This is a genomic window from Bacillus sp. ABP14 (assembly GCF_001831375.1).
Classification (GTDB): Bacteria; Bacillota; Bacilli; order Bacillales; family Bacillaceae_G; genus Bacillus_A; species Bacillus_A paranthracis.
On the sequence record NZ_CP017016.1, the window covers coordinates 3,164,959 to 3,184,988 of the forward strand.

The 20,030-nt window shown below is 34.0% G+C and carries 24 protein-coding genes and 1 pseudogene; 9 read left to right on the plus strand and 16 right to left on the minus strand.

Translation table 11 applies throughout. The features are described from left to right. Positions 1–113: 113 nt before the first annotated feature. The 3 genes from BGI23_RS16425 to hcp all read right to left on the minus strand — a co-directional run bounded on the left by BGI23_RS16425 (position 114) and on the right by hcp (position 2,561). On the minus strand, positions 114–455 hold the full coding sequence (locus BGI23_RS16425) for a DUF1048 domain-containing protein (RefSeq protein ID WP_000889650.1): 342 nt from the start codon (positions 453–455) through the stop codon (positions 114–116). Between the two features lie 75 nt (positions 456–530). Further along, positions 531–851 (minus strand): PadR family transcriptional regulator, encoded by a 321-nt coding sequence (locus tag BGI23_RS16430; RefSeq protein WP_000429483.1) that lies wholly within the window; start codon positions 849–851, stop codon positions 531–533. Between the two features lie 423 nt (positions 852–1,274). Beyond that, complete coding sequence (gene hcp / locus BGI23_RS16435; RefSeq protein WP_070806582.1) at positions 1,275–2,561, minus strand: hydroxylamine reductase; 1,287 nt, start codon at positions 2,559–2,561, stop codon at positions 1,275–1,277. Positions 2,562–3,005: 444 nt separating this feature from the next. Here hcp and BGI23_RS16445 point away from each other — a divergent pair, with 444 nt between their 5' ends. After that, positions 3,006–4,118, plus strand: a complete 1,113-nt coding sequence (locus BGI23_RS16445) for an RNA-guided endonuclease TnpB family protein (protein WP_001126010.1) — start codon at positions 3,006–3,008, stop codon at positions 4,116–4,118. 137 nt (positions 4,119–4,255) lie between these two features. Further along, positions 4,256–4,558, plus strand: a pseudogene (locus BGI23_RS16450) (hypothetical protein); the annotation flags it as partial. Positions 4,559–4,989: 431 nt separating this feature from the next. On the opposite strand, the gene bla2 reads toward BGI23_RS16450, so the two are convergent. The 3 genes from bla2 to BGI23_RS16465 all read right to left on the minus strand — a co-directional run bounded on the left by bla2 (position 4,990) and on the right by BGI23_RS16465 (position 6,952). Continuing rightward, entirely contained in the window at positions 4,990–5,760 is a 771-nt protein-coding gene (bla2, locus tag BGI23_RS16455; RefSeq protein WP_070806584.1) for a BcII family subclass B1 metallo-beta-lactamase, read from the minus strand. Positions 5,761–5,898: 138 nt separating this feature from the next. Then, positions 5,899–6,636, minus strand: coding sequence for a glycoside hydrolase family 25 protein (locus BGI23_RS16460; protein WP_070806585.1), 738 nt, complete (start codon positions 6,634–6,636; stop codon positions 5,899–5,901). 34 nt (positions 6,637–6,670) lie between these two features. Next, positions 6,671–6,952: a MazG nucleotide pyrophosphohydrolase domain-containing protein gene (locus tag BGI23_RS16465; protein ID WP_001028121.1), complete on the minus strand. Its 282-nt coding sequence runs from the start codon at positions 6,950–6,952 to the stop codon at positions 6,671–6,673. A 117-nt stretch (positions 6,953–7,069) separates the two neighbouring features. On the opposite strand from BGI23_RS16465, the gene BGI23_RS16470 reads away from it, so the two are divergent. Next, positions 7,070–7,360 (plus strand): DUF3784 domain-containing protein, encoded by a 291-nt coding sequence (locus BGI23_RS16470; protein WP_000171750.1) that lies wholly within the window; start codon positions 7,070–7,072, stop codon positions 7,358–7,360. Between the two features lie 29 nt (positions 7,361–7,389). Here the strand turns inward: BGI23_RS16470 and BGI23_RS16475 are convergent, their stop codons facing one another. Beyond that, on the minus strand, positions 7,390–7,671 hold the full coding sequence (locus BGI23_RS16475; protein WP_000397697.1) for a hypothetical protein: 282 nt from the start codon (positions 7,669–7,671) through the stop codon (positions 7,390–7,392). Positions 7,672–7,803: 132 nt separating this feature from the next. Here BGI23_RS16475 and BGI23_RS16480 point away from each other — a divergent pair, with 132 nt between their 5' ends. Both BGI23_RS16480 and BGI23_RS16485 read left to right on the plus strand, forming a co-directional pair. After that, positions 7,804–7,998 (plus strand): hypothetical protein, encoded by a 195-nt coding sequence (locus BGI23_RS16480; RefSeq protein ID WP_070806586.1) that lies wholly within the window; start codon positions 7,804–7,806, stop codon positions 7,996–7,998. A gap of 110 nt (positions 7,999–8,108) precedes the next feature. Then, positions 8,109–9,146, plus strand: coding sequence for a serine hydrolase domain-containing protein (locus tag BGI23_RS16485; RefSeq protein ID WP_070806587.1), 1,038 nt, complete (start codon positions 8,109–8,111; stop codon positions 9,144–9,146). Between the two features lie 36 nt (positions 9,147–9,182). Here BGI23_RS16485 and BGI23_RS16490 read toward each other — a convergent pair whose 3' ends face one another. The 4 genes from BGI23_RS16490 to yeiL form a co-directional block, all read right to left on the minus strand. Then, entirely contained in the window at positions 9,183–9,431 is a 249-nt protein-coding gene (locus BGI23_RS16490; RefSeq protein WP_000666946.1) for a hypothetical protein, read from the minus strand. A 266-nt stretch (positions 9,432–9,697) separates the two neighbouring features. Next, positions 9,698–10,741: a flavin-containing monooxygenase gene (locus BGI23_RS16495; RefSeq protein ID WP_070806588.1), complete on the minus strand. Its 1,044-nt coding sequence runs from the start codon at positions 10,739–10,741 to the stop codon at positions 9,698–9,700. Positions 10,742–10,880: 139 nt separating this feature from the next. Continuing rightward, positions 10,881–11,612: a metallophosphoesterase family protein gene (locus BGI23_RS16500; RefSeq protein WP_070806589.1), complete on the minus strand. Its 732-nt coding sequence runs from the start codon at positions 11,610–11,612 to the stop codon at positions 10,881–10,883. Between the two features lie 21 nt (positions 11,613–11,633). Further along, complete coding sequence (gene yeiL / locus BGI23_RS16505; RefSeq protein ID WP_070806590.1) at positions 11,634–12,326, minus strand: transcriptional regulator YeiL; 693 nt, start codon at positions 12,324–12,326, stop codon at positions 11,634–11,636. Between the two features lie 108 nt (positions 12,327–12,434). Between yeiL and BGI23_RS16510 the strand changes: the two genes are divergently transcribed. The 3 genes from BGI23_RS16510 (at position 12,435) to BGI23_RS16520 (ending at position 13,943) form a co-directional block, all read left to right on the plus strand. Further along, positions 12,435–12,881 (plus strand): DMT family transporter, encoded by a 447-nt coding sequence (locus BGI23_RS16510; protein WP_061130361.1) that lies wholly within the window; start codon positions 12,435–12,437, stop codon positions 12,879–12,881. A 13-nt stretch (positions 12,882–12,894) separates the two neighbouring features. Further along, positions 12,895–13,359 (plus strand): DMT family transporter, encoded by a 465-nt coding sequence (locus BGI23_RS16515; RefSeq protein ID WP_070806591.1) that lies wholly within the window; start codon positions 12,895–12,897, stop codon positions 13,357–13,359. Positions 13,360–13,448: 89 nt separating this feature from the next. Beyond that, complete coding sequence (locus BGI23_RS16520; RefSeq protein ID WP_070806592.1) at positions 13,449–13,943, plus strand: hypothetical protein; 495 nt, start codon at positions 13,449–13,451, stop codon at positions 13,941–13,943. 40 nt (positions 13,944–13,983) lie between these two features. Here the strand turns inward: BGI23_RS16520 and aiiA are convergent, their stop codons facing one another. The 4 genes from aiiA to BGI23_RS16540 all read right to left on the minus strand — a co-directional run bounded on the left by aiiA (position 13,984) and on the right by BGI23_RS16540 (position 16,802). Continuing rightward, positions 13,984–14,736: a quorum-quenching N-acyl homoserine lactonase AiiA gene (gene aiiA / locus BGI23_RS16525; RefSeq protein WP_070806593.1), complete on the minus strand. Its 753-nt coding sequence runs from the start codon at positions 14,734–14,736 to the stop codon at positions 13,984–13,986. Positions 14,737–15,069: 333 nt separating this feature from the next. Continuing rightward, positions 15,070–15,933 carry a DUF4097 family beta strand repeat-containing protein gene (locus BGI23_RS16530; RefSeq protein WP_070806594.1) on the minus strand — a complete coding sequence of 288 codons (864 nt, stop codon included), beginning with the start codon at positions 15,931–15,933 and terminating at the stop codon, positions 15,070–15,072. Then, the gene (locus BGI23_RS16535; protein WP_070806595.1) at positions 15,923–16,486 is read right to left on the minus strand and encodes an HAAS signaling domain-containing protein; all 564 of its coding nucleotides are present in this window, start codon (positions 16,484–16,486) and stop codon (positions 15,923–15,925) included. Before BGI23_RS16535 ends, BGI23_RS16530 begins: the two co-directional genes overlap by 11 nt. Continuing rightward, the gene (locus tag BGI23_RS16540; RefSeq protein WP_001969260.1) at positions 16,473–16,802 is read right to left on the minus strand and encodes a PadR family transcriptional regulator; all 330 of its coding nucleotides are present in this window, start codon (positions 16,800–16,802) and stop codon (positions 16,473–16,475) included. The genes BGI23_RS16535 and BGI23_RS16540 overlap by 14 nt, the downstream gene beginning before the upstream one ends. Positions 16,803–17,112: 310 nt before the next feature. On the opposite strand from BGI23_RS16540, the gene BGI23_RS16545 reads away from it, so the two are divergent. Then, a complete protein-coding gene (locus tag BGI23_RS16545) occupies positions 17,113–18,132 on the plus strand; it encodes a zinc-binding alcohol dehydrogenase family protein (RefSeq protein ID WP_070806596.1) in 1,020 nt (339 codons plus the stop codon). A 48-nt stretch (positions 18,133–18,180) separates the two neighbouring features. Here BGI23_RS16545 and BGI23_RS16550 read toward each other — a convergent pair whose 3' ends face one another. After that, positions 18,181–19,572, minus strand: a complete 1,392-nt coding sequence (locus BGI23_RS16550; protein ID WP_070806597.1) for an amino acid permease — start codon at positions 19,570–19,572, stop codon at positions 18,181–18,183. Positions 19,573–20,030: the final 458 nt, after the last annotated feature.

The following is a 20,030-nucleotide window of genomic DNA, read 5'->3' on the forward strand; positions in this document are numbered from 1 at the left end:
TTAGTACCACTGATAATCTGTATTACTTAGTAGTAGTTTAAAAATATAACTGAATAGCGATGGCGTTAGTTCACATTTATGACCAGCTAATCAGTCGGTATTACTTGTTACATTTATTTTTTTCTCAATTTCTTCATAATACTTTCATTCAAATCTTCACGATACTTAGAAACATACGTTTTAGCGTTTGCCACTAGTTCGTCAGCAAAGGATGCCACATCTTCCCCAGTAATATCTAGCACTTGTCTCCCTTCCGCTGCACCAGCTTCAAACAAATCGATTAATTCGTACTGAATGTGCAGCATATCCATTCCGTTGCCAGTCGAAAAATTCCACATGTAGTTTTGAATTTTCTTAAACACAAACTGATAGTCTTCTGGCAGTGCTGCAACACGTGCCATCATCATTCTGTACTCTTTTTTATCACCGATTAATTTTTTGAATATTTCCAACATCTTATTTTCCTCCTTTTTTATAAAGCAAAACAAGAAACTCTCCAAATATGAGCCGGAACATTTTATATTATGAGGCTAGTTTGACTTCAAGACGTTAATTTTTGAAGATACAAAATCCCATTTTTTCCAAAACAATTCAAGTTCTTGACGGCCTGCTTCATTTAATGAATAAAACTTACGAGGCGGCCCCATATCTGATGGTTTCTTTTCAATATTCACAAGCTTTTTCTTCTCTAGTCGTACGAGGATAGTATAGACCGTTCCTTCCACAACTTCGGTAAATCCAAGATCATTCAGGTGGCGAGTAATCTCATAACCATACGTTTCACGGCGGCTAATGATTTCCAGTACACACCCTTCCAGTGAACCTTTCAACATTTCAGTTAAATTTTCCATATCCTGATCCTCCTTTACCCCCTATTCTGTCTGACTTATATTCAGTATCACAGAGTACTAAGGCGAATTTTTACTGAATAGCTTTTGAGTAAAACCAAACTATTCAGTATTACTTATTACAACTACATTGTATGACTAAGTAGCGGTACATGTCAACTGATTTTCAAATTTCTTCTAAAATCCGCTATTACCTATTATTTAGTGAAAAGTTTTTTAAGAAACAACACTACTCAGTATCACCTATTACAACTACATTGTATGACTGAGTAGTTGTAAATGTCAACTCGATTTTTATATTTTTCTAAAATCAACTATTACCCACCCCGATAAAAAAAGAAAATACCCCAAAACAATAATTCTATATTTTTGTTTTGGGGCGCTATAAGCTAGCTCTTCTTCTGAATAAGACCAATCATCCTCTTGTTACGATAACATCATATCCATATCTTCTGCTGCAGTTGTAATTAATTTTAAACCGAATGTTTCTTGTAATACATCGAGCACGCCAGGTGAAATAAATTCAGGCGCCTTTGGACCGATGCGAATATCTTGAATACCAAGACTAAATAGTCCAAGTAAAATGGCAACCGCTTTTTGTTCAAACCATGATAGGACAATACTAACTGGCAGTTCGTTCACTTCACATTGGAAAGCATCTGCTAAAGCAGCCGCTATTTTCACTGTAGAAATTGAATTATTGCATTGCCCTAAATCAATGTAACGCGGAATCTCTGTACCAGGTACAACACCATAACTCACATCATTAAAACGGAATTTCCCGCAAGAAGTTGTTAAAATAACCGTTTCTGGCGGAAGTGACGTTGCTAATTCACGATAATATTCTCCGCCTTTTCCTGGTGCATCACAACCTGCGATGACAAAGAAACGCTTAATCTTCCCTTCTTTTACTGCCTCAATAATTTCAGGAGCTAATGATAATACTGTATTATGATGAAACCCTGTTACTAACTGTTCATCCGAATCCATATGTACTTCTGGAAGTTCAAGTGCTTTTTGAATCAATGGTGTAAAATCATCATTTTCAATTTTTTGTACGCCCTCTAGGCCTGCAATATCATATGAAAAGAATCGATCAGAATACGATCCTTTAATTGGCATAACACAGTTCGTTGTCGCTAATATGGCACCTGTAAATTTTTCAAAAAGACGTCGTTGATCATACCATGCCTTACCGATGTTTCCTTTTAAATGTTTATATTTTTTCAGCTGCGGATACCCGTGTGCTGGTAACATTTCCGAATGCGTATAAATATTAATTTCTTTTCCTTCTGTTTGTTTTAATAATTCTTCTAACGCAAATAAATTATGGCCTGTAACTACAATAGCTTTACCTTCTACACGGTTTTGTGTAATTTGTACAGGCTCTGGAACACCAAAGTGATTCGTATGTGCCTCATCTAACAACTCCATTACTCGTAAAGCCGATTTCCCAACTTTCATAGCCATATCAATATGTTCTTGTTCATTAAAGTTAGAATTGGTTAATGTCATATACAATGCTTCTTGCGTCGTAGCATCTACAAAAGCATCCGTATACCCTAGCTGAGCAGCATGCGTACGATAAGCCGCAATTCCTTTTAACCCAAACACAATCGTATCTTGTAAACTCGCAATCGTTTCATTCTTGCCACAAACACCCATTACTTTACATCCGCCTGTTGGCGTTTGTTCACATTGATAACAAAACATATCATCCCACCCTCTCCCAATCATTAATTACACCATAAGCATAATATCCATTGAAAAAAAGTGATGTGATATCAATCACAATAATATATAAAGATTTGTGACAGTTCACATTGTCGATATAATATTGTTACTGTCTTCTGGTATTCATACTTGCACATGATTTATTTGCACCATATATCGGTGCACTTTTAACATATTATCGGAAAGAAGTCTCCTTCCTCAGGCGTGTGAAAGACGATAGTCTAGCGGCAGGTGGAAGATGAATTTCGGTTTGGCGTAGCCAAACATTTGGTTTTCCTATTTATTTCGCCTCTGATATAATCATTCTTATAAGAGGGGAATTTTGGTATAATAATGAAAGTAGATAATAATCTTGTAGTGTTCAGGTTGTATAATCACCGTCATAGCTTATGGAAAATGAAGCGAAAAATGAGGTGAATGGATATGCCAAAGCAGAATAAGGCGTATAAATTTCGTCTGTATCCAACAGAAGAACAAGCACATCTCATACGAAAAACATTCGGGTGTGTACGTTTTGTGTATAACAAAATGCTGGCTGAACGAATAGAAGTATATGAAAAATATAAAGAGGACAAGGAAGAACTAAAGAAAGAAAAATTTCCTACTCCTGCAAAATATAAGACAGAGTATGAATGGTTGAAAGAAGTTGATTCATTGGCATTGGCCAATGCTCAATTAAACTTGCAAACTGCGTATAAGAATTTTTTTAGTGGTCAAAGTGATTTTCCTACATTCAAAAGTAAAAAGAGTAGAAAATCCTATACAACGAATCGAGTAAACGGAAATATTATGTTATTTCATGGTTATATCAAATTACCAAAGTTGAAAATGGTGAAACTGAAGCAACATAGAGAAATCCCGCCAAATCATATCATCAAATCGTGTACGATTTCGATGACACCTACTGGTAAATACTATGTGTCCATCTTGACTGAATATGAAAAAGAGATTGTACAAAAAGAAGTACAAAGTGTAGTTGGATTAGACTTCGCAATGGCTGAATTGTACGTGAGTAGCGAAGATGAGAAAGCCAATTATCCTCGCTTTTATCGTCAGATGTTAGAGAAATTAGCGAAGGCACAACGAGTATTAGCAAGACGTGTGAAAGGTTCAGAGCGCTGGAAGAAACAACGCATTCGTGTAGCGAAATTGCATGAAAAGGTCGCCAATCAACGTAAAAATTTTCTTCATCATAAGTCTAAAGAATTAGCTACGAGTTTTGACGTTGTAGCAATCGAAGACTTACATATGAAAGGAATGTCACGAGCACTTAGATTTGGTAAGAGTGTAGCGGACAACGGTTGGAGGATATTCACGACATTTTTAGCATATAAGCTACAAGAACAAGGAAAACAGCTTGTAAAAATAGATAAATGGTTTCCCTCTACAAAAATGTGTAGTAATTGTGGAAATAAAAAAGAAATGCCATTATGTGAACGCACGTATGCTTGTTTGTGTGGACTCACAATTGGCCGTGACTATAACGCAGCGATCAATATCAAAAAAGAAGCCATCCGATTATTAGTGTTGACATAAATAGTAACAAAATAACCTTTGGAACAAGGGAGTTAGCTCGGCTGTCCTAGGGCAAATTCGTTAGCTATCAAAAGTAGCGATGAACCGAGAATCCCCCACTCGGGGTAAGCTCGTAAGAAGTACTAAGTGGCGGGTAGTTCACGAAGGTACAAAAAGTGGTCAGTTCCTTTACCTTTCAAAAAAGTGAATCTCCAAATTTAATAAATATTATCGAGCTTAGAGAAACAATAAAATCAAAAGGACCAAGTCCCACTTCAACTGTAAGAATCTATTATGGGAAAAGAGGTAGCATTTTAGAAAAATATAAAGAGGTCACCCTTAAGGAAATGTATACGACAGACAACTTCAATATCAATTGGAGAAACGATGAACAAGTACAGGTAGAAGTAATAGAGGAAAATGTAGTAACAACTAACATCGTGATTGATGTGTCAAAGTAAGTTTTTTTCATATGTTATAACTGTTTTCTACCTGGCACTCGAGAGATACATAGTATTTACAAACGATAAGATTTATTGACATGATGAGCCCCTACTTTCTTTACAATACATTTACATCATCTTAACATTGTTTACATTATTTATATGATATATTTATATGGAATCTACTTAATAAATTTCATGTACATTGTTATCTTTATAATCTATTATCTGATTGATAAGAGATTATGTTATATTTTCATACCAGGGGTGAATGAGGATGACTGAAACTTTAAAAACACTTATTATGCTTGATGCTACTTACGTTGTTATCGCAATTATGACGGTACTGGTATTTGTATACTTGGAATTAAAATCTCAGTAACGTATGCATAGCTTCGCATTTAAATATAGTTAGAAGAAAGCGAGGAGAAATTGTTTCTCCTCGCTTTTTATTTTAACAAATCTAATGTATGTAAAAGTAATCCTCTGTCCCCTACTTCTCCATGACCAGGTACTACCAAATTTATATTTCCATATCGCTTCAGCACATTCTCAATCGATGTAGACCATTCATTTACATAAGCATCAGTAACGTTTCCTAAATCTTTCGCGGACGCAGACTTCACTAAACAGCCTCCAACTAGCATGTTGTATTGTGGTAACCATACGACGATATTATCTTCTGTATGTCCTTTTCCTGGATAAAACGTTTCTATTTTCATATTTCCAAACTTCAATTTCGTAATTGCTTGTAAGTCTCCAATTGGTTCTTCATATCCATTTTTCTTTGCTAGTTCCGCAGTCAATGCTGTACTATGAGCTTTAATGCCCTTTTCTTTCAACGTTTTTATTCCGCCAATCCGATCAGCGTGTGCATGTGTAATAATGACATCCGTTACACGCTTCTTAAATTTCTTTTCTGCCATCTCTATTAATTCCTTCGTTAACTTATCATCCCAAGAAGAATCGACAAGTACTAATCCTTTAGAAGTATTAAGGATTAAACCGTTCGAAGGAACTGCTTCTCCGTTAAAATAACCTAACTCCGTATGAACCCAAACATTTTTGTTTAACTGAGAAATTGAAATAGTTCCTGTCTCATTTTTTATTACTTTATGCTCTACCGTTCGTTCTGCTTGTACAGAAGAAATTGTACTAACAATTGGAGTTATTCCTAGTAAACTAACACATACCCCTAATTTTAATAATGTATTTTTCATTTTCTCCACCCTTTCTTTCAAACGAAATATTTATTACCTATATTAGACAATTCATCTTCAGTGTTTGTTCCATCTTTACTTGCATATTTTTTATGTATTTAACAAAAAAAGTGTACAAAATGTTGTACACTTTTAAACTTAATCTTTCATTCCATAATTCTCAAACTCTTCCTCATTCCCATAAAATACATTCAAATCAATATACTTCTCTTTCCCATTATAACCATTTAATCTCCCGCGGTTCGTGTATTGCCAAAACGTCCATTTCCTCTCATCAGATAAACTCGGTTTTGTAAAGACACTGCGAATCCATATATCACATTGAAGATACGCATTCTTTATATACAAATCATATGCCTCTTGAGTTGCATACAATATTACTTTCTTACCGTAATGTTTTTCTAGCATTTCAATCATAACCGACAACTCTTTCACAACATCTTCACGCTTAGGCGGATTATCTTTTTTGTTAGCGTAAAACTCAACATCAATTACGGGGGGCAATGCTTGTTTATATTTTGGAACAGTTCGTATAAATTGCTCTGCTTGTGTTTCACCCTTACTCTCAAAACTAAAAAAATGATACGCTCCGACGCGCATGCTTGTCTTATTCGCATTCGCCCAATTTTTCAAAAAGTATTTATCCACAAACGAGCTTCCTTCAGTAGCCTTTATAAACGCAAACTTCATATTTTGCTTTTCCAACTCTCTCCAATCTATATCCCCTTGATATGACGCAACATCTACACCTTTTATTTCATACTTATCCGCACTTATTTGATTCGGAATAAATATGCCGTGAAAAACTAAGTAAGCGACAACACTCATTACACTAATTAAGGTAAAGACTCCTCCTATAATAAGCTTCTTTTTCATTCGTATCCCCCATCTTTACACATTAATATTCCACTTACCATTCACGTTTTTCATTTATCCTCATTTTTTCTTCAAATGCTTTCTCCAAATCAATTTCTAACTTATTTGCTAAATCACATACATTCCAAATGACATCAAACATTTCTAAACCAATCTCTCTTTTCGAATCTTGTATTTTATCACGCTTTAGTATAACTTCCGCTAACTCACCTAATTCCGCCATCGTATACATCGTACGCTCTTCAATGGTTGTATCCTGAAATCCTTTTTCTTTACTGAAATTTAATACATATCTCTGGAATTCCACAATATTCATACTTAATCTCCCTTCATGATACATACTCCGTTTTTCTATTACACTTAAAATGTATTTTGTTAAATTATAACATTCATACTATAATTTATTTATAACCCTTTAATGGAGGTGTTTTCAATGACTCTCTTCGCTTCCCCATCATTATTCATACTAGCAATTATTTCATTTGCACTAGCCTATTTCATCGGAGTTAAACAATACACTTGGCTCTTATCAGGATTTAATGAACAGCGTGTGCCAGATAAAGGTAAGTTATCAAAAATAGTTGGTCTTTATAATTTAATTGCCGGTGCTATTGCCACAATTGGTAGTGTCTTCACTACTCCTAATGTCAAAATCTTATTTCCTGTCATTATAATCGGCCACATTATAATCGCTGCTTATGTAAATACACGCATGGTGCATTGAAAAAAGATCACCCAAATGGATGATCTTTTTTATAATTTATCAACATACTGCTTCGCTTCTAATAAGGAAAAACCAAAAGCTTCTCTTACTCTCTTAACTGCTGTAACTGTTTTTCCTTCTTCCATAAGCTGGCGCAACTCTTTATTAATTTCAGGTTCTCTATCTACAATTCCCATTTCTTTCGAAATTAGCTGTAATCTATCTTCCATCCTCTTTAAACGTGCATCCGTTTTCTTTTCAATTTTATTTAACTTTTCAACGATATAAATAAACCCAAAGATCGCTATCGGTATGATCATCCAAAATTCCATGACTATTCCTCCTCACTAGCTTTCATTTGTTTTATTTCACTAACTTATGTAAATTTTACCACTAAACACATTTAATGTATAATAGTATTATACAACATTGTTGATAAACCTTTTATTTTAGGGGGACACTTTATGAAAAGATTTTTAAATACGCTACTACAATTTGTAGTTCTTTCAATTGCACTACATGTATTATTTGATATCGTTGGCTGGCTTGTTTTCAAGGCGCCAATTCAAAACAAACAAATCATTATTTCATTAATTACAGCCTCATGGCTTATGTACATGTACCGCGATAAATTTTTTAAAACATTCACTTCGAATTAACTAAAACACTTCATCTTTGATCGATGAAGTGTTTCTTTTTCTCTCATTCTCTCTATTTACTACTGGATAATAGAACTAACATTCTGTCTTTTTTGAAGAAAGGAGTCACTATGAAATTAAAAAGTAACAATATATACGAAAAAATGAACCAATATTCCGTTGTAGGTTTAAGTCTTGCTGTTATACGCGACAGCAAACTAGATGAAACAGCTGCTTTTGGAACGCTTGAATCCGGAACTAATAGAACTGTCACTATAGATTCCATATTCAATTCTTGCTCAATTAGTAAATTCATCACTACAATGCTCGTAATGACGTTGTCAGATCAAGAAATCGTGCATTTAGAAGAAGACGTAAATGATAGACTCATATCTTGGAATATTCCTACCAATCTCTTTGCTTCACAGAAAAAAACTACTTTACGAAACTTATTAAGTCACCAATCTGGAATTATTGATCCTCCTAATAGCTTTGAACATTATCTACTTGCACATGGGCAACCAAGCATGTCTAAACTCCTTGCCGGTAAAACACCATATTGCTCCATACCGATAGAAGTAACTTATAAACCAGAAAGTGAATTTCACTACTCTGATGCAAACTTTTGTATAATCGAACTACTACTTGAAGATATAACTGGAAAGCCATTCAACCTTTTACTAGAAGAATATATATTTCAACCGCTGCAAATGAAGAATAGTACAATCTTCTCTCCTGAAGACATAGATAAAACCGATGCTTTTGCTTGCGGACATAATAAAGATGGCACCGTTACAAATGAGAAGTATCCATTTTATCCATTCGCAGCTTCTTCAGGTATTTGGACAACACCAACTGACTTATCAGCTTTAGTTATTGAAATCATTCATTCCTTGCAAGGAAAGGGTAAACTAAAACTTTCTCAAAAAACAGTACAAGATATGATTTCTCCTCAAGGTTGCTCAAAATGGACGGGACTAGGTGTTTTTCTGGATGATTCAAATGAAGACTTACAAATATATTCACTCGGATGGGGCGTGGGATTTCAATGTATGCTCGTATGCTATCCATACCGAGGTAATGGTACTATTATAATGACGAACGCAGACTTAGGTGTTCATCAAATAGAAGGGATTATTGGTGAGATTTTAAAAACGTTATCCTTATAATGAAAAAGAAAGAAGCTGTTCCTTTCAGCTTCTTTCTTATATAACATTTTTCGCAACAATTTTTATATGTTCTGGTGCAATAATCTCCGTTATACTTTCTTGGAAATCTTCCTGTAACATTTCTTCAATATGTTCTAGCTGCACTTCAACATGTGTGCATTCTAAATTATGTATATTTAAAAGTGCATAATGATCTTTTTTCTTTATTACTAAATATTGATTTTCTTCTGTTACAAGTACAGAACCTAATCGTACTCCTAGTAGGCGTTGATCATCAAACTTCACAGCCATCCCCCCTTACTTTATATGTAATAAAATAACATTTTATGTAATCTATTCTTTATAAACTATATCACAATTTATTAAAATATAAATATCATTTTGCTTTTTACTAAAAAACCCCTATTCTTTTATATATTTCGATACAAAAAACTTTCTCAACACGAAATTAGAATTTTCAGTTTTTATCCTTTTGAAAATCTATTATAATAAAGTTAATAAATGTTTGACCTCTCCTAATTCATGTACATATGGATGATCAGTAGTCGCTGCTACTGATCTATTTTTTTGATTTCAGAAAGTACATACGCCGCATCCTTTCCTACACCACAAATAAGTGCAGAACCTCTTTGAGACTGCCATGGCAAGCCGATATAATACAATCCTCCTACTGGACTTATCCCCTTTACATGGTTGGGAAGTCCATTCTCATTCACTGCCTTTTCAATTTCAATCCATTTATAATTCTGAATAAAACCTGTTGACCATATAATACTTTCTGCACTATATGTTTCACCGCTCTGAAACATAATGTTATTTTCTGATGCACTTACTACTTTTTCCTGTAGTTGTATTGCTCCATTACGAATGAGTTCCTTACCTTCAAATCCAAAAATAGGATCTTTTCTTTTCTGAAACCATTTCCCCCTCTTGGTACTAACTTCAGCATACAATAAACCTAATTTTTCTAACCAATTGAAAATACTTTTTCTAAAAAGATGTAACGGTAAAAACGTTAAAGGATGACTAATAGACATTGTAACTTCATGAGTTTTTGCAAGTTCTACTGCGATTTGCATCCCTGAATTCCCACCACCTACTACTAGTACTTTTCCCTTAGGAATTTGTGATGGTGATTTATATTGTGATGAATGCATTTGAAAAACATGTAATGATAGATTTGCTGAAACTGAGGGAATAAACGGTTGTTGAAAACCACCTGTTGCGATAATAACTTTTTTCGTTTGTAAAATTTCTGTAGGAGTATGTAATTCGAATATATCTCTTTCTTTTTTTATTTTAAAAACTTCAGTTTGCAATTGAACCGGTAATTGAAAATGCCTTGCATATTCTTCTAAATACGTTGCCATTTCATCTTTACATGGAAATCCCTTTCCTTCTCCTTTTACTACCATACCTGGTAAACTACTATATTCTCTCGGTGTGAAGAGCTGTAAAGAATCATATCTGTTTCTCCATGAATCACCAATTCGGTTTCCTGCCTCAAGTAATAAAAAATTATATCCCTCTTGCTTCAAGTAATATCCCATTGTTAATCCAGCTTGACCCGCTCCAATAATAATTAGGTCTTTCACTCTAATCCCTCCTTCTATTAGACATATGAATAATTGTTCATATGTTCATACGTTTCTATTATCATAACATTTTATTTTTACATCATTCAATATTTACTCAAAATAAAAAAGGGGAGTTTACCATTAAGTAAACTCCCCTTCATTCTACCTTCCCAGTCTTTAGCGCCTGTGCCCAGTCATGCCTTTCCTGTTGAACAGCTAATCCAGCTGCTTCTTCCCAATTATAAGGAACTGAAAATTTTTCAATTATCCACTCTCCAAAAACCTCTTCTATCACTACATATTTTGCGTGCGGAGTTCCCGACTCCATTTTATGTACAACAGGTAATTCATCTTTGTATGCAGGAAGTCCTACACTCCCTGGATTTATAACTATCTTACCGTTTGCCAAATAAACAACTCTAGGAATATGCGTATGACCACATACTATTATTTTTTGTTCTATATTTTGGAGTTGATCCATTATATTTTTTTCACTCTTTAATACTGCACCATTTTCGTCCATTTCTTCTAGTAAATACACCTCATCTGAAGTTAGTGTACCATGACAAAATAAAATATCGTCAACAATGAATTGGAAAGGATGTTGTTTTAACCAATCTATATGATTTTCTGTTAATTGATTTCGGACAAAAGTTAGTGTAGCAGACTGTTCTTGTATAGGTTCCCAAAGCATGCGATCACAGTTGCCCTTAATATGTATCATCTCGTTATTCATTAATATTTCAATTGTCCCTAAAGGATCTAACGGCCCATACACGCTATCACCTAAATTAATTATCATTTCGACCTTGCGACATGCAATATCTTCTAATACGGATTTCAAAGCGTGACTATTTCCATGAACATCTGAAATGATCGCTATTTTCATCTAAATCCCCACTTTAATATATTATTTATAAACATCTGCCGCCAATTCCCTCAAAACATCCAAGTTTACAACTTCAAAGCATCCATCGTTTTTCTTTATAATCTCTTTATCACAAAAAATATTTAATGTACGTAATAGATGCCGATAACTCGTTCCTAACAATTCAGCTGTTTCCGTTAAATTCCCACTAAATACAATTCGATTTCCGTGCTGCACCGCTCGTTCTCCTGCTGCCAACATGTAACTCGCAAGTCTATTTTCAAGTGGATATAGTAAATTAATTGTACTATTTTTTGAAAGTCGGTTTAATTTATGTGCCAACGATCCGCAAATACATCGTAAAAATTTTGCATCATGAAATAGTTGATTTCTCACTTTTCCTAAAGGTAAACCAACACAATATGAATCTGCCATTACTTGTACGTTTGAAGCAGTCTTTTGAGAATGAATTAACTCCACATCTCCTAACAGCTGCAAGCTATCATAAAAGCATAGTAATACAGCTTTCCCGTTACTTAATGTATTAAACGCTTTTGCTTTTCCTTCAACGAAGAAAAACAAATAATCTATCTCTTCATTTTCTCTACAAATAAACTCATTCTTTTTAAAAAATATAAGTTCCATATACGGTTTCATATCATTACTAAAAAAGGAGTCAATGTTATTTTGTTTCATATACTCTGCTAATTTAATTGAATTACATATTTTCTTCATAGTCCCCCACCTTTACAACTCATCCCCATTGTAATCAAAATTTTCTTCCTCCACTATGACATATGTCATAGTAATACACAATTTCAGCATGATACAGTCATTACAAATATGAAATACAAAGGGGATATTACATTGTATAACTTTCTTTCTGTTTTTATTGGCGTGCTTATCGCCGTTATGCTTCCATTGAATGGGATTTTATCTGAGTTAATTGGCAAGTATACAGCAAGTGTTGTCATTCACTTTGTCGGTTTAATTGCAGTTATTTTCGTTTTAATCATAAACAAACATAAAATCCATTTTGATAAAAGTATTTCACTTTTTTTATATAGCGCTGGAGCGATTGGAGTATTCACTGTTCTTTTTAACAATATAAGCTTCTCCGTCCTTGGTGCCTCTATTACGATCGCATTAAGTTTACTCGGTCAATCCATTGCTTCCATCGTTATTGATCATTTCGGTTTATTAGGAATGAAAGTTGCAAAGTTTGAAAAGAAAAAACTAATTGGATTATGTTTCATCTCTTCTGGAATTATAATCATGACAATTTATTAATGGGGGCAAGAAAATGTTATATGTTACGATCGCTATTTTAGCTGGTGTTTCTATCGTCGTTGCTAGAATTATTAACGCGAATTTAGCAAAGAAAATTGGGAATTGGGAAGGCACATTTTTTAATTATATTACTGGCTTATTTTTCTCTATGTTATTTTTAATTTTCAGTTCAGATTCAATGTATATTCCAATGCATACGTTACAATCCATACCTATCGCTGTATATTTAGGCGGATTAGTAGGCGTTATCGTTATTTCATTATCGAACTATATCACTCCTAAAATATCAGCATTTTATTTAACGTTACTCATCTTTATCGGACAGTTATTTGCAGGGACTATCATTGATTTCTTCCTGACAAATGAACTCTCAACCGGAAAGATTATCGGCGGTGTTTTCGTATTAATTGGGCTTACTTACAATTTACTCGTTGATCGCCCTCTTAAAACTGTTAAGAATAGCCACGTTCAACTATAATACTTTACGCTTACCTATCATATATTAATAGAAAAGCTCTTCATACGAAGTAATAGAGAGGAGAATATTCTATTAAGAAAATTATTTTACTGCTTTGTAGCACATTGATTATTTGTGGAATCGTATGGTTTATAAACTCTGGAAAATCTATTCAAAATCTCTATACAGCAAATAAGCCTAAGAAAAAAGCTACTATTATTTCCACTCAAAGGGATCCAAATGAGCCCCCTGTCTTTTTAGGAAAACAGGAAATAAAAGATATACATGTCGAATCCATTAAAACAAAAAAGGATCTCTTCCTCACAAAAACAGATGAATTAAAAACGTTTATTAATAGTATGGATACTGCAAAAAAAGGAAAATTAACATTAGATGAAGAAGGATCAGATTTAATAGATTGTGATATGTGGATTACTTTCGAAGATGGAACTTATAAAAAATATTTCATATGGGTAGTTGATCATCACAGTAGCGAAGTGATGATTGCTCAGCAAGATACTCCTGATGATGTAAACCTAACGTACTATCAATTAAATGAAGATAGTTCTAAAAAAGTATATAACTTATTTAAAGAAATTATTTAAACGAAAAAGTCATGAGTGAATAAGCTCATGACTTTTTGCACTATATATATTCAGGGAACACTTTACATCCCTTTTCCTGTTCTATATCATGTCCAAAGAAAACAATCGGTTTCTCTTTCATCACAACTTCTTTTAAACGTTTAATTGAAGATAAGGCTAATTCCGAATCAAATCCCGCAAACGGTACTTCATCTTCAAAATTCTCTTTCGTATAAGATGCATCAATCGTTAATAATACAGGACCGGATTTTTCCGTCTCAATTAATAATGACTGATGCCCTGGAGAATGTCCTGGTGTATACAATAACCGAACACCAGGTACCACTTCATAATCACCTTCAATAATTTTGTAGTTTAAATCTGGTAGTATGCACTCTTTCAAATATTCCTCTCTATGCTGCGCTGCCTCATATTCAGCACGTTGTATAATGATTGGCGTATTCAAAAAAGCACCATTTCCTCCTGCATGATCAAAATGCAAGTGCGAACTAATAATATATAGGAGATCATCTGGCTCATACCCTGCACGTTTTAAAATAGTTGCAACTCTATCTTCTTCAGTCATTTTCGGTAAAATCTGTCCTTCTGCAAATGTACCGTTAAAAAGCCCTTCATTATTAACTGCACTTTCTGGCATACCTGTGTCTACTAAAATAGGACCTTCTTCCGTCTCCAAAAGATAACACCAAACCGGCAAGTTTAATAGTTTTCCCGGTGTTAACGCACTGTTAACAGACGAATGATCCAACATACAACGACCTGCTGGGATGAAATAAAGTTTCTTTACTGTCATTATGTATCCACCTTTACATTTAGTTTTGGATAAAGTTCACAGTAAAAAATTCCTCCTGTTAGAAATAAACTCCTTCTCTTCCTTCACTGTTTCAATTATTATTTTTGAGTCATTCACAAATTCTCCTTACACTTTTAATTACTATTCATTATTTCTCTAAGAATCCAGAGTAATAAATCAACTGTTTGTATTTTGTAATACGAAAAAGATACACACTTAAACGAATGTTACAAATAAAAGAACCGACTACCTATACGTCGAGAAAAGGAGTCGGTTCTTTTATTTATTATTGCTCTTTATGTGTGGCGAGCTGAGATGATAAAAGATAATATACTATTGTTTTTTCACTGTAATATTTCCGTTATGTGTGTTTAATTTAATTACATTTTCTCCTTTTCCAATAACCGTATTTCCATTATATTTATCAAGTATATTCGCTCTGCCATTGTCAACAGAAACATTAAATTGAACATTAGTTGGTTCTTTTTCAGTTTCAATATTAATTTTTCCATTGTGAGTCGTAAAATTGAGATTTCGATCCAGTTCATTCGTTTTCAGAGTAAGACTTCCATTTTTAGTTTGCCCCTCTATTTCACCTTCAACATGGTCTAGCATTATTCGTCCGTTGTTCGATTTCACATGAATATTTTGTGTCAATACATCTTTGAAATCCATAATTCCATTGTTTGTTTCCGCGATAATTTTTGGCGAATTGATTTCTCTTAATTCAACACGTCCATTGCTTGTATTGATATTAAAATTTGTTGCGTTTAGTTTTTTAGCAGAAACATAGCCATTATTATTGGAAACTTTTAATGATTCATATTGTTTTTCAGGTAAATACACATTTAATGTTAATGGCGCCCACACTTCAGAAATATTAAAGTTGAACCAACTCTGTTGTTTTTCTTTATAAGAAATAAGAAGCGTTGAATCTTTCTCATCCGTAGCTAATTCCCTTTTTACATTAGGATTAACTTCGCCATCTAATTTTACTTTCACGTTACTACCTGTTGTAGGGTTGATGTTAACACGAACATTATTCGTATCGATAATGACGCTTGACACATTATTATTAATGACCTTTTCTTCTGAAATTGGTACCGCAGCAATTGAACGATAAGTAAATAAACTTCCGATAATACCAATAATGAAAATAATACCTGCAATGATTGAGAAATTCTTCTTATTTATCATGCTTCAAACCACCTTTTACTAGTGCTATATTGAACTTTAAATAACGAACAAATCCTTTCGTTGCTAACTTCGTTAAAAATAACATAGCAATAACAATGAAATATCCAAGTCCACAAAGTGCTAAAGAAACGAAAAGATTAAATAACAAGAATGTATTTGGATGTATAATCGTATCAACTAAAACAAGTAATGGTGCACCTAAAAATGAGATACCTAGAACCCATCCTGAAAAAATCAATGCCGCTAATGTAATTGCAGGTGCAAGTACGATTAACAAATTGAAAAAACCTAATCCAATTACTGCCCAAATTGCACGAAAAACATTTCCTGTTGTTGCACTTGTTGTTACTTTCTCAATATGATAATCTGCTAATAACTCTTTGGCGATTTGAGCTGGAGAACCTAATGAAGCTACAATTTCTTCTTCACTTTTCCCTTCCTCTAATCCGAAAGTAAAATGTTCTTCATAATCTTTTAAAATATCTGCACGCTCTTTATCAGATAACCTTTTTAGAGATATATTTAATTGTTGTAAAAATTTATCTTTCGTCATTACGTACACCTTCTTTAATTAATTGATTGACACCTTGTGAGAACTCATTCCATTCCTCCAAAAGTTGATACAAATACGTTCTACCTTTATCCGTTAGTGTATAATACTTTCTTGAAGGACCCTCTGAAGACTCCTGTAAATACGTGGTAAAATATTCTTCCTTAGTTAACCTTCGAAGAAGAGGATAAACAGACCCTTCTGATATTTCAATTCGATTAGAAATATTTCGAACTAATTCATATCCATAACGGTCTTGCTTATCAAGTAAGACAAGAACACAAAGTTCTAAAACTCCTTTTTTAAATTGTACATTCAATATTCATTCACCCTATTCTAATTGATGTTCACTACTATTTATTGTTCAGTACTGTTTTATAATAAGTAACCACAAGTATAATATAACACTCGGTATTGTTCATTGCAAGGTACAATGGAAAAATAAGTATAACTTTCATCCGACGCCTATAAAATCAAAACGATGGCGGATCCTCTCCAGTTACACGGTACTACATGATGCTGAAACAGGCCTTTTACAAAATAGAAGGGACTTAACTTTTTTACATAATGACACTCCACCTACTATAATAAAAGAGTAAATGACTCTTACTTTAATGGAGGGAATACAAATGAAAGCAATTGGTTTACATGAATACTTACCTATTGAAGAAGAAAACAGTTTAATTGATATGGAAGTTGAAAGACCTGTTGCTACAGGGAGAGATATACTCGTTAAAATTAACGCTATTTCCGTTAATCCAGTTGATACAAAAGTTCGATCTCCAAAAGAGAAAAAAGAAGAGGTAGCGAAAATACTTGGCTGGGATGCGAGTGGTGTTGTTGTACAAACCGGCGAAAATTGTACGTTATTTAAAGAAGGCGACGAAGTGTTTTACGCTGGAAGCATTACGAGACAAGGTACATATAGTGAATACCACCTCGTTGATGAAAGAATCGTTGGTAAAAAACCAAAAACGTTAAGTGATGCTGAATCTGCAGCACTTCCGTTAACAGCTATTACAGCTTGGGAAGGTTTATTCGAACGTTTAGGTATTGATTATAATAAGAAAGATACGAACTCCTTTAAAAACATTTTAATTATAGGCGGTGCTGGTGGTGTAGGTTCAATTGCCATTCAACTTGCGAAATGGGCCGGACTAAATGTTATCACAACTGCATCCCGCAATGAAACGATACACTGGGTTGAAAAATTCGGTGCCGATTATATCATTAACCATCACCAACCTTTACAAGAACAAATATTAGAGTTCGGGCTAAAAGATGTAGATTATATTTTCTGCCTAAACAATACAGATCAACATTGGCAAGCAATATGTGAACTTATTAAACCACAAGGAAAAATTTGCTCTATCGTAGAAAATGAGCACCCTCTTGAGATGGGCATTTTAAAAAGTAAAAGTGCTACACTCGTTTGGGAGTTTATGTTTACAAAAGCGATGTATGAAACTGGAGACATGATCACGCAGCACGAACTATTAAATAAAGTAAGCGAACTACTAGATGAAGGCATTTTAAAGACTACTTTAAATGAAACATTCACACCAATTAACGCTGAAAACGTAAAGAAAGCACATGCCCTGCTTGAAAGCGGAAGTACAATTGGGAAGATCGTTTTAGAAAAGTTTTAATAGTAAAAAGTCCGATTTCTAAATAAGAAATCGGACTTTTTACTATCTTTATTTACTTGAAATCTCTTGATCATTTTGAACGTCTAACGGAGTTCGCTTCCCTATTCCGAAAGCATAGAAACTAATTGTAACGATAGCTAAGAAAATGATACCTACAATTAATGAAATGCGCGTATCATCGTTAAACCACATTCCGATTAATACCATAATTAAAAAGGCAATTGTTAAATAGTTTGTAACAGGAGCAAATGGCATTTTGAACGGATGATCCTTCATCTCTGCCCCTTTTTCTTTTCTAAAATTAATTTGACTAATTAAAATAACGAACCATGGTACCATACCAGGAAGTACGCTCGCACTATATACATATACGAATAAGTTTTTCGGTGCGATATAACTTAAAACAACACCAACCGCTAAACCGATAATTACACCAACTGTACCGAATAAAGGTACACCATTTCCAGAAAGTTTCGTGAAATATTTCGGTGCCTGTCCATTTACACCTAACGTATACAACATACGACCCGCACTATAAATACCACTATTACAACCAGACATCGCCGCTGTAATAACAACGAAGTTAATCAGTCCAGCTGCTGCCGTAATACCCACCTTCGCAAAAGTTGCTACGAACGGACTACCAATTGTACTTAATTGATCCCACGGATACACAGTTACAATAACGAAAATAGCACCGATGTAGAAAATTAAAATACGCCAAATTGTACTTTGAATCGCTCTTGTAAGTGTCTTCTTCGGATCCTTCGCTTCACCAGCAGTAATACCGATTAATTCTACACCTTGATATGCTCCAACTACAAGTGATAAAGCAAAGAAGAATCCTGAGAAACCACCTGTAAAGAAACCGCCATTTGACCAAAGATTTGATATACCAATCGCTTCTCCGCCGTTACCAATTCCAAAGAAAATAAGTCCAAATCCCGCAATAATCATTAATAGAATCGTAACAATTTTAATCATCGCAAACCAAAATTCAAATTCACCAAATGACTTAACAGAAATTAAGTTAGCTGCGCCAAGAATAACCATTGCAATTACACCTGGTATCCAAGCTGGTAAATCCGGGAACCAATATTGCATATACGCCCCAACCGCGATAATCTCTGACATCCCAACGATGACCCACTGGAACCAGTTACTCCACGCTGTCATATAACCAGCTAACGGGTGAATATACTTATGACCGAACGTTGCAAATGATCCTGTACTTGGCTCCATATACAACATTTCTCCCATGGCACGCATGATGAAGAAGATAAAAATACCTGCAATTGCATAAGCAAGCATAACCGACGGACCTGTCCATTTAATTGTGCTGGCTGATCCCATAAACAAACCAACACCAATTGTTCCGCCTAAAGCAATCATTTGAATATGACGTGCTTCTAAACCTCTTTTCAATTCTTTGTTTGCCACTTCACTTCCCCCTCTTAGATGATTCATAGCCGCATTTTAAAACAAGATGCTTTCCCCTAATTCTTTTCGGCCCTGAAAATGATGAAGCAAACGTCATTTTACACTAGCTTTAAAGCTATCCTAAAATCGCTTTTTGCCCCTAATAAAATTCTCAAAACCTTTCATCTTCCAATATTCTATAAATCTTAAAATTACTTACCTTATATTAATTCATTAATCTGAAAAATTCAATTATTTTTTCAATAAATTAATACGCATGATTACGTTTAATTTTTAACTGAATTAACAATAAAATACATCTATTCAATATGATTCCGGCATGAATATTATTACAATATAAATAACCGAGGAGAGTATTTCTTCCTCGGTTTCACATCCCATGCACTTCAATCTTTATAGTTGACAACGTAATTTCCCACACGTCCGATTCATATACCAACCAGAAATTTAATATATTA